Genomic DNA, 15,395 nt, shown 5'->3' with positions numbered 1-15,395 from the left:
CCTTTCGTTTCGTATCAACGCTGGGCCACCCGGTAGGTACCGGTGGTTGTTCCGGTCAGCCGCCACCCGCCGTCGATCCGGGTCAGGTCGAGATCGGTGACGCCGGTGGTGTCGAGGTCGGGGCGTGCGGTGCCGGGGTACCAGGCCTCGAGGCGTCCGGTGCCGGTGCCGGTGTACCCGGTCGCGGTCACCTCCGCGAGGGTGCCGGGGGCGGCCCGCGGGTAGGCGCGCGAGAGCGGGCGGGCGAACCTCTCCTCCATGCCGGCGGATCGGCCCGAGGGGCAGTCGATCAGGTTCATATTGCCCATCGTCTTGTGGGTGTCGGCTGTGTTGCCGTCGTGGATGAAGTGCGGGTCGCCGCAGGCCTGGGTCCAGGACCACCAGGCGCCGCCGATCCGGTGCTCGTTCATCGCGTCGACGAATCGATCGACCTTCGCGACGTCGGCGTCGGGGTCGCCGAACCAGGCCCACTCACCGGCCCACACCGGTGCCCGATACCTGGCGGCGGCGTCGAGCGCCAGCCGGAAGCCGTCCTCGATCGAGGGGAGGTCGTTGTCGACGTTGATCGAGCCGCTGTAGAGGTGGGGCGCGAACACCACGAGGGGATCATTGAGATAGTGCGGCGGCGGCAGCGCGTCGACACCCAGCGCGGACCAGACCGCGCTCGGCTCGAAGAACACCAGGTGCGCGAACCCACCCTGCTCGGCCTGTCGGATCGCCGCGATCGCGCGTTGGTAGAACCGGCCGATCTGGTCGGCGGCGGAGATGGGCTCCCGCAGGCCGGGATTGGGCTCGTTGAGCAGGTCGTAGCCGACGACCGCCGGTTCATCCTTGAATTCGGCGGCCAGTCGCGCCCAGGTGTTGACCAGGTGACCCTGGATCCCCTGGGTGTCGTCGTAGAAGTTCTGGAACGACCTGGCCACGGCGGGGGAACTCTCACGCATCCCGCCGAGGTTGCAGGTGCTCCAGCCGTCGGTGATGGTGGCCCAGGCGGGGGCACCGTCCCACCCGATGCCGCGCTCGAGCGGCGACGGGCAGGCCTCGCCAGGAGGCGTGCCCACGGCCTTGCCCCATGCGTCCTGGTGCATGTCCAGTACCGTGTAGATGCCCTGCGCCTTGGCATCTTTCACGGCCTCGCGGATCCGGGCCACATAGTCCGTGTCGAAGGCGCCGGGGGTGGGTTCGAGGGCCGACCACGCGATGGTCAGCCGCGAGACGTTGAAGCCGTGCGCCGCCATCCGGGCGAACTCATCGGGTTCGAGGCGGGCGGTGGCCGGGAGCGCGGGGTCGTTCTGGGCGTAGTCGTTGAGCTGGGTGACGTTCGCCCCGCGCAGCAGGACGGTCCGTCCGGTCACGTCGGTGATGGTGCCGTCGGTCACCGTCAATCGGGGCAGCGTCCAGCCGTTGGTGTCCGCCGGTGTGGCATTCGCTGACACCTGCTGTGCCGCGGTGGCGGCAACCAGGAGGATCAGCGTGACGATACGGGTAAGGACTCGGCCGGACCGCACGTTGTCACCCTCCTTCTGGACGAACGTCCATGTAAGCACGTATGGGTCGGCATCGTAGGTTCATTCGAGGTACTTGTGGTCGGGTTGAGCGAAGGGTCTGTCCCCGGCCGCGGTGGCCGGGGACAGACCCTTCACGCTATGTCAGTTGGCAGTTCTCAGTTGCTGGAGCCGAAGCCGCCGAGGCTGCCGGTTTCTCCGGTGCCTCCATTGCCACCGCTGGCCGCGACGGTCACCAGCAGCTGGCCGGATGACGCGTTCACGGTGCCGTGACCCGAGTACTCGGCGGTGATGGTGCGCTGGCCTGCGGTGGCGGGAGTCCAGGTGACAGTGGCACTTCCGTCGGGTCCGACCTGGCCGGTGCCGATGACGGTGCTGCCCTCCTTGAACGTGACGGTACCGCCTGCGTTGGCGGGGTTGACCTTCGCCGTAACCGTGGTGGCCTTGCCGACTGTGGCGCCGCTGACCGGGTTGAGCGTGGTGGTCGAGTCGGTGTTGGAGGCGGGTGCCTCGGCAACGGTCACCTGTGCGGTGGTGGTGGATCCGGTGACGCCGTCACGGCCGGAGAACGTGGCGGTGAGGGTGTGCCCGCCCGCCGCGGTGGGGGTCCACTGGTGCTCGATCTTGCCGTTGTCGCCGACGGGCAGGGTGGCGAGGGAGGTCTCACCGTCGCGGAGTTCGACGGTGCCGCCCGCTGCGGCCGGGCTGACGGTGGCGGTGAGGGTGCTCGCCTTGCCGACCTGTGCGTTGGTGATCGGTGCGAGCGCGATGGTGGAGGGCACGGGTGCCTCGGCGACGGTGACCTGTGCGGTGGTGGTGGATCCGGTGACGCCGTCACGGCCGGAGAAGGTGGCGGTGATGGTGTGCGCGCCACCAGTGGCGGGGCTCCATTCGTGGTGAATGGTGCCGTCGTTGCCGACGGGCAGGGTGGCGAGCGAGGTGTCGCCGTCGCGGAGTTCGACGGTGCCGCCCGCCGCTGCGGGGTTGACGGTGGCGGTGATGGTGCTCGCCTTGCCGGCCTGTGCGTTGGTGATGGATGCGAGCGCGATGGTGGAGGGCACGGGTGCCTCGGCGACGGTGACCTGTGCGGTGGTGGTGGATCCGGTGACGCCGTCACGGCCGGAGAAGGTGGCGGTGAGGGTGTGCCCGCCCGCCGCCGCGGGGGTCCATTCGTGGTGGACGGTGCCGTCGGCGCCGACCGGCAGGGTGGCCAGGGAGGTGTCGCCGTCGCGGAGTTCGACGGTGCCGCCGGCCGCGGCCGGGTTGACGGTGGCGGTGATGGTGCTCGCCTTGCCGGCCTGTGCGTTGGTGATCGGTGCGAGCGCGATGGTGGAGGGCACGGGTGCCTCGGCGACCTGCACGGTGATCGGCGACGATTCGGAGGCCGTGGCGAAGGGCGTGTCGAGGAAGCGGGCAGTGACGTTGTGCGCACCGGCGGTGGTCGGGGTCCAGGCGAAGGTTGCGGTGCCACCGGCGTTGAGGGTGGCGGTGCCGATCGGGGTTGCGGCGTCACGGAACTCGACTGTGTCGCCCGCTGCGCCGCCGGTGACTGTGGCGGTGAGGCTGCTCGCCTTGCCAGCCTGTGCGTCGGTGATGGGGGCGAGGGTGGTGGTGGAGCTGCTCTTGCCGATGGTGATCGACGGGCCCTTGTCGCCGAAGTTGCCGCTGCCGAGGGATCCGCCGTAGTCCATGCCGGTGGTCAGGGCGACACCGCGCGGGCAGTTCGCGCCGACCTTGTAGCTGACGCTGAAGCTGGGGGCATCCCAGTAGCCGGGGCGATTCCGGACGACCCAGGAGGTGACGCCCCAGGAGGCGCGGACGTAGGCCTCGTCGGGATTGACCTCGGGGTTGGCGACGGGGTAGTCGCTGCTGCCGGACATCATGGCGGAGCCGGGGACATAGGTCAGGCAGGAGTGGTGCCGGTCCTTGACGTTGTAGATGTACTCGTCGGTCCAGCTGTACCGCTCGAACCTCGTTGTCACACTGACGGTGTCGCCGACGGCGGGGGTGGTGTTGCTGATGGTCCGGATGTAGTGCGAGCTGCCGCTGTCCCAGCTGATCGAACCGGGGGCGGCGCCGGCAACCCCTGTGCCGAGGAAGGTGAATGCGCCGATGGTCATTGCTGTTGCCGCGCCTGCGGCGACGGTGCGGCTGATCTCTCGTGATGTCATGGGTGATTCCTTGCGTCGCTGGAAGTGCGACCGTCGACATCGAGGCCGCAGCGTTCGGTTGGGCCGTGGGCTCGGCGCCAGAGGTAGTGGCGGGGTCTGTCCCCGGCCGCTGTGGCCGCGGACAGACCCCGTGGTGGTTAGTGGTGGCTACTTGCTGGAGCCGAAGCCGCCGAGCAGCGAGCCGAGGCTGCCGGTGCCGCCGGTGCTGCCGGCGGGTGCGACGGTCACCGACTTCTGGTCGGACGACGCGTCGACCGTGTCCTTGCCCGAGTAGTAGGCGGTGACGGTGCGCTGGCCTGCGGTCGCCGGAGTCCACGTGGCGGTGGCGGTCCCGTCGGATCCGACCTGGGCGGCGCCGATGAAGGTCTCGCCGTCCTTGAAGGTGACGGTGCCGCCGGCGTTGGCGGGGTTGACCTTCGCAGTCAGGGTGGTGGCCTTGCCGACGGTGGCCCCGGTGACCGGGTTGAGCGTGGTGGTCGAGTCGGTGGTGCCCGGGTTCGTCCCGACGGTGATGGAGGGGCCCTTGTTGCCGTAGCTGCCGCTGCCGAGGGATCCGCCGTAGTCCATGCCGGTGGTCAGGGCGGTGCCGCGGGGGCAGTTCGCGCCGACCTTGTAGGCGACGCTGAAGATTGGGGCGTCCCAGAAACCGGGGCGGCTGCGGACGACCCAGTCGGTGACGCCCCAGGAGGCGCGTACGTAGGCCTCGTCGGCGTTGACCTCGGGGTTGGCGACGGGGTATTCGTTCTGGCCGATCATCTTGGCGGAGCCGGGGACGTAGGTCAGGCAGGAGTGGTGCCGGTCCTTGACGTTGTAGATGTACTCGTCGGTCCAGCTGGTCCGTTGGAATTTCGTTGTGACCGTGATGGTGTCGCCGACGGCGGGGGTGGTGTTGCTGATGGTGCGGATGAACTGGGAGCTGCCATCGGACCAGGTGATGGATCCGGGGTCAGCACCGGCGGTGCCCGCGCCGAGGAGCGCGAGTGCCCCGATGGTCAGTGTTGCCGCCGCGCCAGCGGCGATACCGCGGGTGATCTCTCGTGATGTCATGGGATTCCTTCGGTCGATGGAAGTGTGACCGTCGACAGCGAGGCCGCAGCGGTCAGTTGGTGCCGCAGGGTCTGTCCCCGGCCGACCAGGCCGGGGACAGACCCTTCACGGTGTGGGTGTCAGGAGCCGAAGATCGAGCCGAGGCTGCCGGTTCCGCCGCCGGTGCCGGGGGTTCCGGGGCCGCCGGTGCCATCGCCCGGTCCCACGATCACCGATTCCTGGTCGGAGGACGCGTTGACGGTGTCCTTGCCGGAGTATTCGGCGGTGATGGTGCGCTGGCCCGCGGTGGCCGGGGTCCACGCGGTGGTGGCGGTCCCGTCGGCGCCGACCGTGCCGGTGCCGATGACGGTGCCGCCGTCCTTGAAGGTGACTGTGCCGCCGGCGTTGGCGGGGTTGACCTTCGCCGTCAGGGTGGTGGCCTTGCCGACGGCGGCGGCGCCGACCAGGTTGAGGGTGGTGGTCGAGTCGGTGTTGGAGGCGGGTGCCTCGGCCACGGTCACCGATGCGGTGGTGTTGGAGCCGGTGACGTTGTCACGGCCGGAGAAGGTGGCGGTGAGGGTGTGCGAGCCTGCCGCGGCGGGCACCCACTGGTAGGTGACCCTGCCGTCGGCGCCAACCGGCAACGTCGCGAGCGATGCTGCGCCGTCACGGAGTTCGACGGTTCCGCCCGCCCCGGTCGGAGTGACGGTGGCGGTGATGGTGGAGGCGCGGCCGACCTGTGCTCCGGAGATCGGTGCGAGGGCGACGGTGGAGGTGGCGTTCTGCTCGGCGACCTGCACGGTGATCGGTGCGGACTGGGACGCGGTGGCGAACGCGGTGTCGGGGAAGCTGGCCGTGAGGGTGTGGCCGCCGCGGACCGTGGGGGTCCAGGCGAGGGTCGCGGTGCCGGCGCCGTCGAGGGTGGCGGTGCCGATCGGGGTTGTGCCGTCGCGGAATTCGATGGTGTCGCCCGCTGCGCCGCCGGTGACGTTGGCGGTGAGGTTGCTCGGCACGCCGACGCGGGCGCCGGTGACGGCGGCCAGGACGGTGGTGGAGCTGCTCTTGCCGATGGTGATCGACGGGCCCTTGTCGCCGAAGTTGCCGCTGCCGAGGGATCCGCCGTAGTCCATGCCGGTGGTCAGCGCGGTGCCGCGGGGGCAGTTCGCGCCGACCTTGTAGGCGACGCTGAAGGTGGGGGCGTCCCAGAAGCCGGGGCGGCTGCGGACGACCCAGTCGGTGGAGCCCCAGGAGGCGCGGACGTAGGCCTCGTCGGCGTTGACCTCGGGGTTGGCGACGGGGTACTCACTCTGGCCGATCATTTTGGCGGAGCCGGGGACGTAGGTCAGGCAGGAGTGGTGCCGGTCCTTGACGTTGTAGATGAACTCGTCGACCCAGCTGGTCCGTTGGAATTTCGTTGTCGCGGTGATCGTGTCGCCGACGGCGGGGGTGGTGTTGCTGATGGTCCGGATGTAGTGGGAGCTTCCGCTGTCCCATTCGATGGTGGCGGGGGCGGCGGTCGCGTTACCTGCGCCGAGGAGCGCGAATGCGCCCATGGCCAGTGTCGCTGCCGTGCCTGCGGCGACGGTGCGCGTGGTCTCTCGTGATGTCATGGTGTTCCTTCGGTCGCTGCTGTGCGACCGTCGACATCGACATCAAGGTCGCAGCGTTGGGGTGTGGGGGCCGTGTGCTCGGCGCGCGGCGGTCGCGGCGCCGAGCACACGGTGTCTGGCGGCGGGTGTTGACGACCCGCGTCTTGGATCTAGCTGCCGTTGTTGATGACCCGGGTGATGGTGTCGCCCAGGACGTCGCTGATCGATCCGGTGGAGCTCATCTGGCCTTGAGAGGAGCCGAGGCCGGCGCCGTCCGCGCTGCCGAGGACGGCTTCGCCCGGGTTCTTCGCTCGAACGTTGAAGCAGGAGGTGAGGCCGGTCTTGGTGGTGCCAACGCCGACGGTGCCGCTGACGTCGATGCCGCCGCTGGTGACCTTCGTGCCGGCCGCGATGTTGTCCGGGACCTTATAGGTGAACTCGGCGGTGACCTGGTTGCCGGAGTTGACGAACCAGCCGGTGCTGCTCACACGCCACCCGCCGTCACCGTTCGGTTCCGGGGTGACTGCCTCGGTGACCTGCCCCTGGGCGAAGTGGTAAGAGGTGACCTTCACCGAGATCGGGGCGCCGAAGCCGGCGGGCGCGTAGTCGCGGATGGTGTTGACGTACGGGTTACCGATACCGGTGGTGCCGACGACGATCTTGTAGGTGACGTTGGTGCCGGCGGCGACCTCGGCGGCCGAGACGGACTTGTCGTACGTGTGGGTCACCCACACGGTGCTCCAGTCGCTCTTGGTGTCGTGGCTGGACTGGACGCAAGCCGGGTCGGCGGCGCTCGCGACGCCGGCTCCGACGCCGGTCAAGATCAGGCCGGCGGGGAGCGCGGCGGCCGCCGCGAGAGCGGCGACGCGGCGGACTGTGTTCGAAGACATGTATTCCCTACTTTTCGCTGGTGCGGTCAGGTTCGCGTGGAGACCGCGGACTCTCCCGACGCAGGGCTGTCCCGGCGTCGCATTCTCGTCGCCCGCCCCGCGTGTGCCGGGGGAGGCGACCCACTCTCGACCGCCGGTGTGGCGGTCATTTGGGGCCGGTGCACCTCGGGAGAGCACCGGCCCCGAGCTGAGCCGTCAGCTCAGCGAGTTCAGCAGGTTGCCAACCGCGGCGGCATTCCCGAGCGCGGTGAGGACGGTGAGGAAGGTTGCCATTGTTTTCTCCTTGAACTTGATTCTGATTGGTGCGGCCGCAACCAGGGGGCAGTTGCGGCCGCGACAATTTCTACCACGCCGACACATCGCTATGTGAGCGAAAAAGAAAAGAAGTTTGGCGTGTGTCCAGTTCCCTCCGGAAGGCTAAGGCGGAGGTATGTCAAATTCATTGGGAGTTCACGGAGTGTTCGCGTCGAGGGCGTGCGATTGGCAGGCGCCGCCGCAGCGGTAGTCGCAGCATAGATGCAGGTCAGGTAGGAATATTCAAGCCTGCAGGTCGGGATGACGGAATAGGCTGTCCGTTCTCTGGGGCGCTCTTGTCCAGTGGAATGACAACGAATAGTTGTTGATCGGAGCGAAAGATCGGTTAATGAGTCAATGGAAAATACAGAATCGCCGCCCGAGCCGACTTTGTCGGGGGCGGAGTGAATTCGGCAGGAATGCGCTATTTGAATGTTCTAATAGAAATACTTCTGCATCATGGCGTCGGTTCGTTAACGGCCTTAGTGCTGATCAGTTGAAATCTGTACTGGTCTTGGGTGGTTGTGGGTTATGCGGCGGGGAGCTCCTGGTCGCGGTCGGCTCCGCAGGCGCAGAAGACGGGATACCGGTCCCCGGCGGCCGTGTGATCAAACTGAACGCGGACGTGCTGGTCCGAGCAAACCGCGATCTCGCCCTCGAGCCAGGTGCAGATCCAAGGTCCGTCGTCGAGCGCTACGACCGCGAGCAGGCATGGCATCGGCTCGCCGCACCTGTCGGGGGACTCGCGATCGACGACCGTCCATGTTCGAATCTCCCCGAGTCCCGTCGACGGGATCTTCGGCAGGTCCTTGCCGCCGCAGGTGTCGCACGAGGAACTCCCCGGACTCAGCAGCGTCGCGCAGTGCGCGCAGTTCCGGATCATCAGCACCTCCGGCGACGGATGGGTCGACTGCGGCGGTCGTGTGAGCAAGAGCATCGGGAACCTCGACTTCACGCTGGGCAGAACTGGTGAATCTCATACTTCGCGGGGGCTGTGTCGAGCACCACGGCAGGATGACGGGGGGAGGTACCTGTTTTTGGGCCCCCGCCGTCTGCGACCACATCTCGCATCCGCGCGACAGCAAGCGCCCCCATGGCGTTACAGTTCACTCTAAAGTGTCAAGTCGGAGCCTCGCTGCGCGAGGCGGGTTCCGGTCGATATCGTTCGCGGCCCTGAGTCGGGGGAGAGATGGGAGTGACAATGCCGCCCATCACCCGTGGCAAGGCGGCAGGCAACCTTCCCCTCGAACTGAACAGCTTTGTCGGGCGCCGCAACGAGACGGCCGAGTCGAGGCGACTGTTGTCGTCGTCGCGGCTGTTGACATTGACCGGTATCGGTGGTGTGGGCAAGACGCGGCTGGCGCTGCGGGTAGGCGCGGACTCGAGACGAGACTTCGAGGACGGGGTGTGGCTGGTCGAGCTCGGCGACCTGCGCGATCCAGCCCTCGTTGCGGGCATGGTGGCCGCCACGATCGCGCCGCGGAACATCTCGAGCGAGCCGCCGCTCGAGATGTTGGCTGGTCATCTGCGCGACCGACGACTGCTCCTGGTGATCGACAACTGTGAACACGTGGTGGATGCGGTTGCGACCCTGGCAATGACCCTGTTGCGACGCTGTCCGGCGCTGCGGATCCTGGCGACCAGCCGCGAGGCCCTCGCGGTCGGCGGCGAAGCCGTGTTGCGAGTCCCGTCGCTCGCGGTACCGGACCCGGACGAGCCGCCGTCGCTGCAGGACCTTGCTCGCTACGAGGCCGCGGCTCTTTTCCTTGAACGCGCTGCCGTCGCGGTGCCCGGTTTCGCCCTCAGTGAGGACAATCGAGTGGCCGTGGCGCAGATCTGTCACCGGCTCGACGGGCTCCCGCTTGCGATCGAGCTGGCGGCGGTCCGGTTGCGGACACTGTCGGCCGAGCAGATTCTCGACCGGCTGTCCGATCGGTATCAGCTGCTCACGGGCGGCCGCAGGGGAGCGCCGAGCCGGCAGCAAACCCTCAGGTTGTCCATCGACTGGAGCCGCGAACTGTGCACCGAGGCGGAACGCGAGCTGTGGGGTCGGTTGACGATCTTCTCCGGCGGGTTCGAACTCGATGCGGCGGAGGGGATCTGCGCGGGCGATCGGCCGGTGGACGAGGTGCTCGACGTGCTGGCCTCGCTCGTCGACAAGTCGATCCTGATCTGCGAGGGCGCGGGGGCGGTGGCGCGCTACCGGATGCTCGAGACACTGCGCGAATACGGCCGCGAGGAGTTGCTCGGTCCGGATGACATCGCGGTCCTCCGTCGACGGCACCTGAGCTGGCACCGGGATCTGGTCTCGACGACGAGATTCGAGTGGATCGGTCCCCGCCAAGTCGAGCTCATGGCCCGACTGGGACGCGAGCAGACGAACCTGCGTGAGGCGCTGCACTTCTGCATGAGCGAGCCGGACGAGGCCGACACGGGCCTGCAGATCTCAGTGGCCCTCTTCCCGTTCTGGCTCTCCCGTGGTCTCCTCCGCGAGGGCAGATACTGGCTCGACTGCGCGCTCGAGCTGCACGGGGACGAACCGTCCGTCGACAGGGTGAAAGCGTTGTGCGCCAACAGTTTGCTCGCCGGCTACCAGGGCGACTTCGCGTCGGCTGCCGCGTTGGCGGCGGCGGGACACGACCTCGCGGAGCGCCTGGACGACGACACGATGCGCGTAGCGGTCATCCACGCGAGCGCGTATCTCGCCGCCTTCGCCGGGGATCTGCCGGGCGCGCTCGCCGGCTGGGAGAAGGCTCTCGCGGCGTTCGCGGACCAGGGGAACAACCTCAGGCAGATCTCGACATTGCTCGGACTCACCTTGGCGTCCGGACTGCTCGGCGACGCGGCCAGGGCCATGAGTTACCAAGAAGACGCCCTTGCCATCAGCGAACGAACCGGCGAGTTCGTCTACCGGGCATACGCGGCGTGCGCCCTCGGGCTCGCGCTGTGGGAGGCCGATCCACCGCGCGCCGCCGGCCTTCTCGAACAGGGGCTGCGGCTGTCCCGATCGGCGGACGACATGCTCGCCGCCGCGATGTGTGTGGAGACGCTGGCGTGGATCGCCTGTGCGGAGAATCGCCCCCGACGTGCCGCGCTGCTGCTGGGCGCGGTGGAGACGATGTGGCGGGGGGTGGGCAGCGCCGGAGTGGTTGCCCGCACGCTGCAGGTGCACCACGCGGAATGCGAGCTGCAGACCCGTCAGGTCCTCGGTGAGCGGGGGTTCGAGGGAGCCGTCCGGGAAGGCGCGCGGTGGAGCCCGGAGGAGGCGATCGCGTTCGCGCTCGACGAACTTCCCGATGCGGACGATCGGCAGCCTGCCGGGTCGGCATCGGCGCTGACCCAGCGCGAGCGGCAGGTCGCCGAGCTCGTGGCTCAGGGCCTGACCAACAAGGCGATCGCCGCGCAGCTCCTGATCTCCCAGCGCACGGTGCAGGGACATGTCGAGCAGATCCTCGCGAAGCTCGGCTTCGCCTCCCGTATCCAGGTCGCGGCGTGGATGGTCGAGCAGGGATTGAACAGCCGACCATGAACACCCGACGTCGGAGCCCGGCTGGGCGGGGTGTTAGCAAGTGTTGAATGCAACAACATGGGCACAACGCCCCTGTCCCCGCCTGCCAGGGGTAGTTTTCTGTCACACGACCCCGGCGAAACGACAGGACGTTCGATGACGACCTCCGTGAAGGACAAGCCAGGAAACGTGCCGGCCGAGTTGACCAGCTTCGTCGGTCGGCGTCACGAGATAGCCGAGGCGAGGCGGTTGCTGGCGACGTCGCGGCTTGTCACGTTGACCGGCATCGGCGGGGTCGGCAAGACCAGGCTGGCGGTGCGGGTCGCCGCGGAGTCGCGGCGGTCGTTCGCCGACGGGGTCTGGTTTGTCGCGCTCGGCGAGCTGCACGATTCCGCCTTGTTGGCGGAGACCGTTGCCGCCGCCCTCGGGCTGCCCGATCAGCCGGGACGTTCGGTCTCTGACCGGCTGATCGATCACCTCGCCACCCGGCAGACCTTGTTGGTGCTGGACAACTGTGAGCACCTGCTCGGTGCCGTAGCGGAAATGGCACAGACACTGTTGCGATCGTGTCCGGACCTGCGGATCCTGGCGACCAGCCGCGAGCTTCTCGGGGTGGACGGGGAGCTGGTATCGCGGGTGCCGCCGTTGACCGTTCCTGACGCGACGCAGACCCCGCCGCTCGAGGCGATGCCCCAGTACGAGTCGGTGGCGCTGTTCGTCGCACGCGCCACCGCGGCTCTTGCCGATTTCGCGCTCACCGAGGCCAATTGTGCTGCGGTGGCAGGGATTTGCGGCAGGGTGGACGGGCTCCCGTTGGCGATCGAGCTTGCGGCGGTGCGGATCCGGGCGATGTCAGTCGCACAGATCATGGAACGCCTGAACGACCGGTACCGGCTGCTGACGGTCGGTTCTCGGGTGGCACCGACCCGGCTACAGACGTTGCGGTCATGTGTGGACTGGAGCTACGAGCTGTGCACCGCGCGAGAGCAGCAGGTGTGGGCGTGGCTGTCGGTGTTCGTGGGCGGTTTCGAGCTGGATGCGGCCGAGGGGGTGTGTCCCGAGGGTCTGGTCGCTGACGATTTTCTCGACGCGGTCGGCTCGCTCGTGGACAAATCGATCCTGGTACGCGAGCAGGTCGGGGAGGTAGTGCGTTTCGGCATGGTCGAGACGATCCGCGCGTACGGCCGGGAGAGGTTGCACGAGTCCGGCGACTACCTCCGGGCTCAGCGGCGGCATCTCGCCTGGTACGAACGGCTCGTGCTGCAGGCACAGTACGAGTGGATCAGCGCCCGCCAGATCGATTGGATCGAACGACTCGATCGGGAACGGCCGAATCTACGGGAGGCGCTGACGTTCAGCCTCACCGAGTCGGTCCTCGACACCGATCCGGAAGTCAACGCGCACATCGTCAATGCCCTGTGGCTGTTCTGGTCGTACCGGGGCCTGTTGGCCGAGGCAAGGCATTGGATGGGCCGCGCCCTGGCGAGCTCCGACGATGCGCAGGCCGTGGAACGCACGTTGACGCTGTACGGCGACTGCGTGTTCGCGGGAATGCAAGGGCAACTCGACGACGCCGCGGCGAGGGCGGCGCGGTGTCGAGCGCTCGCGGAGCAGCGCGGCGACGCGGAGTCGCTCGAGATGGCGAACTATGCGAGCGGGTATCTGGCCGTGTTCAGTGGAGACCTCACCGCGGCGGTCGAACCGTTCCAGACCGCACTCGCCAGTGCATATGCGGCCGAGGCCAACCTGACGGGAACTGGGCTCCGGATCGCCCTGGTGACGGGCGGACTCCTCGGCCTGGCAATAGCGACCGGACTGTCGGGGGACCAGGAGGCGGCCGCCGAGTGTCACGAGCAGATCCTCGCGATCACCACCCCGCGAGGTGAGTTCTCCTTCCGCGCGTACTCGTCGTGGGCTCTCGCGGTGACCACGCTGCAGGCGGGGGAGACCGATCGGGCCGCCACTCTGTTGGAACAGGCGTTGCGGCTGCTCCGGCAGCTCAAGGATCCAGTCATGACGGGATGGTGCCTGGAGTCGTTGGCCTGGATCGAGATCCGCGGAGGCGAGCCGACGCGTGCAGCGGTCCTGATGGGTGCCGCGGAGACACTCGCACAGACGGTGGGAAGGTTCTCTGTGACCCTCCCGTACATGCTCGGGAACCACGACGAGTGCGTGCAACTGACCCGTGACGCGCTCGGGGACCGCGCCTACGGCGAAGCATCTCGGGCCGGCGCCGCCATGAGCCTCGACGACTCCATCGCGTACTCGCTCGGGGACTCCCACACCGACAAGCCCAGGACGACACCGGTCGCATCCGTGTTGACCCCACGCGAATCCGAGGTGGCACGCTTGGTCGCAGCAGGCCACACCAACAAGGTGATCGCCTCGATGCTGGTGATCTCGCCCCGCACAGCCCAGGGCCACGTCGAACACATCCTGGCCAAGCTCGGGTTCACCTCGCGAACCCAGATCGTGGCCTGGATAGCTGAGAACCGGCTGGATCGGCAGGCCTGATCCGGGTGGCCCTGGGCTGGTGACGGCTCCTCGTCGGTTGAGGAGACCGCCCGTACTCGCTCAGTACCTGGCGAAGTTCTGGGTGGCCCAGGCCCGGCCGTCCGGTCCGACGTAGTAGCCGACGCCGATGTCGGTGATGTCGGGGTTCAGCATGTTCGCGTTGTGGCCCGGCGAGTTGATCCACTGCTTGACGAGCTGGTCGGCCGACGCCTGCTTCCAGTTCTGGAGCACGTTCTCCGACGCAACTCGCCAGCCCTGCGGGATCTCCTTGCTGTAGGCCGGGTTGTGCGACAACGTCCCGGCCTTGGCCAGCCGTCCGCTCCACGACTGGGCGACCTCGGACATGTCCGCGTTGAACTTCAACGGGGGCAGGCCATTCCGCCTCCGGTGCTCGTTGGTCAGCCGGGCGATGTCCGCCGCCATCTGATCGGCAGCGCGATCCGCCGTCTGATCGGCCGCGCGATCCGGCGTCGACGAGCGAGGGGAGGCCTCGCAGTCCGAGGAACCGAAGAGCGAGCCCAGCTGCTGGATGAAGCTGCACGAGGACGAGCTCGAACCGAAGGCCTCTGCGGACTCCTGGGCCGAGGCTGTGGTGGGCCCCGCCAACGCCGCCCCGACGACGATCGCCGAGATCAATGCGGTACGTAGGACCCTGTGTGATGAACGAATAGTTCTGCGCTCCTGCGGTATTGGGCTTGTGCGTCATGGCGTTGCGCGCAAATGACGGCCCAACCTTAGATGATCGGCGCCACAGCGCAGGACGACTGACCGGGTTGCGTATCGACGGTGTCACGCGGGCCTGTCACCACACCGAAGAATGGGTCGTAAATGTCGCATATGTACCGAATTCAGACCTGATTCACATACGAAATCATGAGTATCCGGGCGAAACTTGTGTCAATCAGTTCATGTGGGTTGGTGTCTCGTGACCGGGGCAAAGAGCCACGTGGGATCCGGACGGATTGGCGTGCAGCGAGGACCTCGCGGTGGTCGGTGTGTACGTACACCGATACCGGAGGTCCTCGCCTGTCTTTTTCACGCCACGCTGGTCGGAACCTGCTTGGGAACTACCTGGTTTCAGGACCCGAACAGATTCCCCAACGAGCCACTTGCGCTCTTGGCCACCGAGATGGATGGGCCCTTGTCCGGGTAGTTGCCCGCGCCGAGCGATCCCGAGTACTTCATGGAGGTATTCAACGCGACATCTCGGTCACAGTTGGCGCCGACCTTGTACGAGAACACCATGGTGCGCCCCGGCGAGCCCGCGGTCACAAGCCAACTGCCGACGACCTTCGCAGATGTCGGATCCGAGCTGGTGAGCGCCGTCGGGACCCCGTCGACCTTCAGGTCCACGAAGGTCAGGCAGGCCGGGTGGACGTCCGTCACCTCTTGGATGGTCTCGTCGCCGGTCTCGGCGTTGGGGACGCGGCCGAACGTGGTCGACACCGAGATGATCTCACCCTCGGCGGGCGTCACGTTGCTGATCGTGCGGGTGAAGGTGCTGCCGCCGTCCCACCAGTTGACCGAACCCGGCGCCGCACTTGCCATTCCGGCGCCTGCGGTGACCGCGAACCCGGCCGCCACCGCGAACGCACTCACACCACCGATCACGCGACGGGAGTTGCTCTGAATCACTGTATTTCCTTTCAAGGACGGATCTGGACGACCCTCCGACTTGATTCCGGGTATCAAGAAGGTCGTCGCAGACATCGTGTCCTCTTTGAGTGGGGGTAGAGCCTGGCTGCGGAACCCGTGCACCGCAGGCTGTAAGGGATTCGCTCAACGTTCCAACCAGCTCGGCAACCGGAGGACGAGAACCTACGGTCGCCAAACAGTGGACCTGCAGCCGTCAGAAAGCGACCTGAACAACTGACGAGTTGGGTCCGGGAACTGAGCGA

Annotated in this window: 10 protein-coding genes; 2 read left to right on the top strand and 8 right to left on the bottom strand. The window is 67.5% G+C overall.

Annotated features, from left to right (window positions below; translation table 11 throughout):
- Window positions 1–14: 14 nt before the first annotated feature.
- From FCG67_RS12450 to FCG67_RS12425, 6 genes are all read right to left on the bottom strand, one after another.
- Window positions 15–1,508, bottom strand: a complete 1,494-nt coding sequence (locus tag FCG67_RS12450) for a glycoside hydrolase family 5 protein (RefSeq protein ID WP_136910292.1) — start codon at window positions 1,506–1,508, stop codon at window positions 15–17.
- Window positions 1,509–1,663: 155 nt separating this feature from the next.
- Window positions 1,664–3,676: an Ig-like domain-containing protein gene (locus FCG67_RS12445; RefSeq protein ID WP_136910099.1), complete on the bottom strand. Its 2,013-nt coding sequence runs from the start codon at window positions 3,674–3,676 to the stop codon at window positions 1,664–1,666.
- A gap of 147 nt (window positions 3,677–3,823) precedes the next feature.
- Window positions 3,824–4,723, bottom strand: coding sequence for an Ig-like domain-containing protein (locus FCG67_RS12440; protein ID WP_136910098.1), 900 nt, complete (start codon window positions 4,721–4,723; stop codon window positions 3,824–3,826).
- 119 nt (window positions 4,724–4,842) lie between these two features.
- Complete coding sequence (locus tag FCG67_RS12435; RefSeq protein ID WP_136910097.1) at window positions 4,843–6,312, bottom strand: Ig-like domain-containing protein; 1,470 nt, start codon at window positions 6,310–6,312, stop codon at window positions 4,843–4,845.
- A gap of 149 nt (window positions 6,313–6,461) precedes the next feature.
- The gene (locus FCG67_RS12430) at window positions 6,462–7,181 is read right to left on the bottom strand and encodes a hypothetical protein (protein WP_136910096.1); all 720 of its coding nucleotides are present in this window, start codon (window positions 7,179–7,181) and stop codon (window positions 6,462–6,464) included.
- Between the two features lie 823 nt (window positions 7,182–8,004).
- Window positions 8,005–8,412: a Zn-ribbon domain-containing OB-fold protein gene (locus FCG67_RS12425; protein ID WP_136910095.1), complete on the bottom strand. Its 408-nt coding sequence runs from the start codon at window positions 8,410–8,412 to the stop codon at window positions 8,005–8,007.
- A 264-nt stretch (window positions 8,413–8,676) separates the two neighbouring features.
- Between FCG67_RS12425 and FCG67_RS12420 the strand changes: the two genes are divergently transcribed.
- Both FCG67_RS12420 and FCG67_RS12415 read left to right on the top strand, forming a co-directional pair.
- Window positions 8,677–11,004 carry an ATP-binding protein gene (locus tag FCG67_RS12420; RefSeq protein ID WP_136910094.1) on the top strand — a complete coding sequence of 776 codons (2,328 nt, stop codon included), beginning with the start codon at window positions 8,677–8,679 and terminating at the stop codon, window positions 11,002–11,004.
- A 135-nt stretch (window positions 11,005–11,139) separates the two neighbouring features.
- Window positions 11,140–13,497 (top strand): ATP-binding protein, encoded by a 2,358-nt coding sequence (locus tag FCG67_RS12415; protein WP_136910093.1) that lies wholly within the window; start codon window positions 11,140–11,142, stop codon window positions 13,495–13,497.
- Window positions 13,498–13,557: 60 nt separating this feature from the next.
- On the opposite strand, the gene FCG67_RS12410 is transcribed toward FCG67_RS12415, so the two are convergent.
- The gene (locus FCG67_RS12410) at window positions 13,558–14,133 is read right to left on the bottom strand and encodes a CAP domain-containing protein (RefSeq protein WP_136910092.1); all 576 of its coding nucleotides are present in this window, start codon (window positions 14,131–14,133) and stop codon (window positions 13,558–13,560) included.
- A gap of 441 nt (window positions 14,134–14,574) precedes the next feature.
- Complete coding sequence (locus tag FCG67_RS12405) at window positions 14,575–15,132, bottom strand: hypothetical protein (RefSeq protein WP_136910091.1); 558 nt, start codon at window positions 15,130–15,132, stop codon at window positions 14,575–14,577.
- Window positions 15,133–15,395 lie beyond the last annotated feature (263 nt).

Origin of the sequence: Rhodococcus oryzae (genome assembly GCF_005049235.1) — a bacterium.
GTDB classification, from domain to species: domain Bacteria; phylum Actinomycetota; class Actinomycetes; order Mycobacteriales; family Mycobacteriaceae; genus Rhodococcus_G; species Rhodococcus_G oryzae.
Note: the sequence above shows the minus strand (reverse complement) of the source record. Positions and strands in the feature narration are given on the sequence as shown.

Coding starts and splice junctions, on each gene's coding strand:
- FCG67_RS12445 (WP_136910099.1), bottom strand. CDS start 3,676: ATGACATCACGAGAGATCAGCCGCACCGTCGCCGCAGGCGCGGCAACA.
- FCG67_RS12440 (WP_136910098.1), bottom strand. CDS start 4,723: ATGACATCACGAGAGATCACCCGCGGTATCGCCGCTGGCGCGGCGGCA.
- FCG67_RS12435 (WP_136910097.1), bottom strand. CDS start 6,312: ATGACATCACGAGAGACCACGCGCACCGTCGCCGCAGGCACGGCAGCG.
- FCG67_RS12430 (WP_136910096.1), bottom strand. CDS start 7,181: ATGTCTTCGAACACAGTCCGCCGCGTCGCCGCTCTCGCGGCGGCCGCC.
- FCG67_RS12425 (WP_136910095.1), bottom strand. CDS start 8,412: ATGCTCTTGCTCACACGACCGCCGCAGTCGACCCATCCGTCGCCGGAG.
- FCG67_RS12420 (WP_136910094.1), top strand. CDS start 8,677: ATGCCGCCCATCACCCGTGGCAAGGCGGCAGGCAACCTTCCCCTCGAA.
- FCG67_RS12415 (WP_136910093.1), top strand. CDS start 11,140: ATGACGACCTCCGTGAAGGACAAGCCAGGAAACGTGCCGGCCGAGTTG.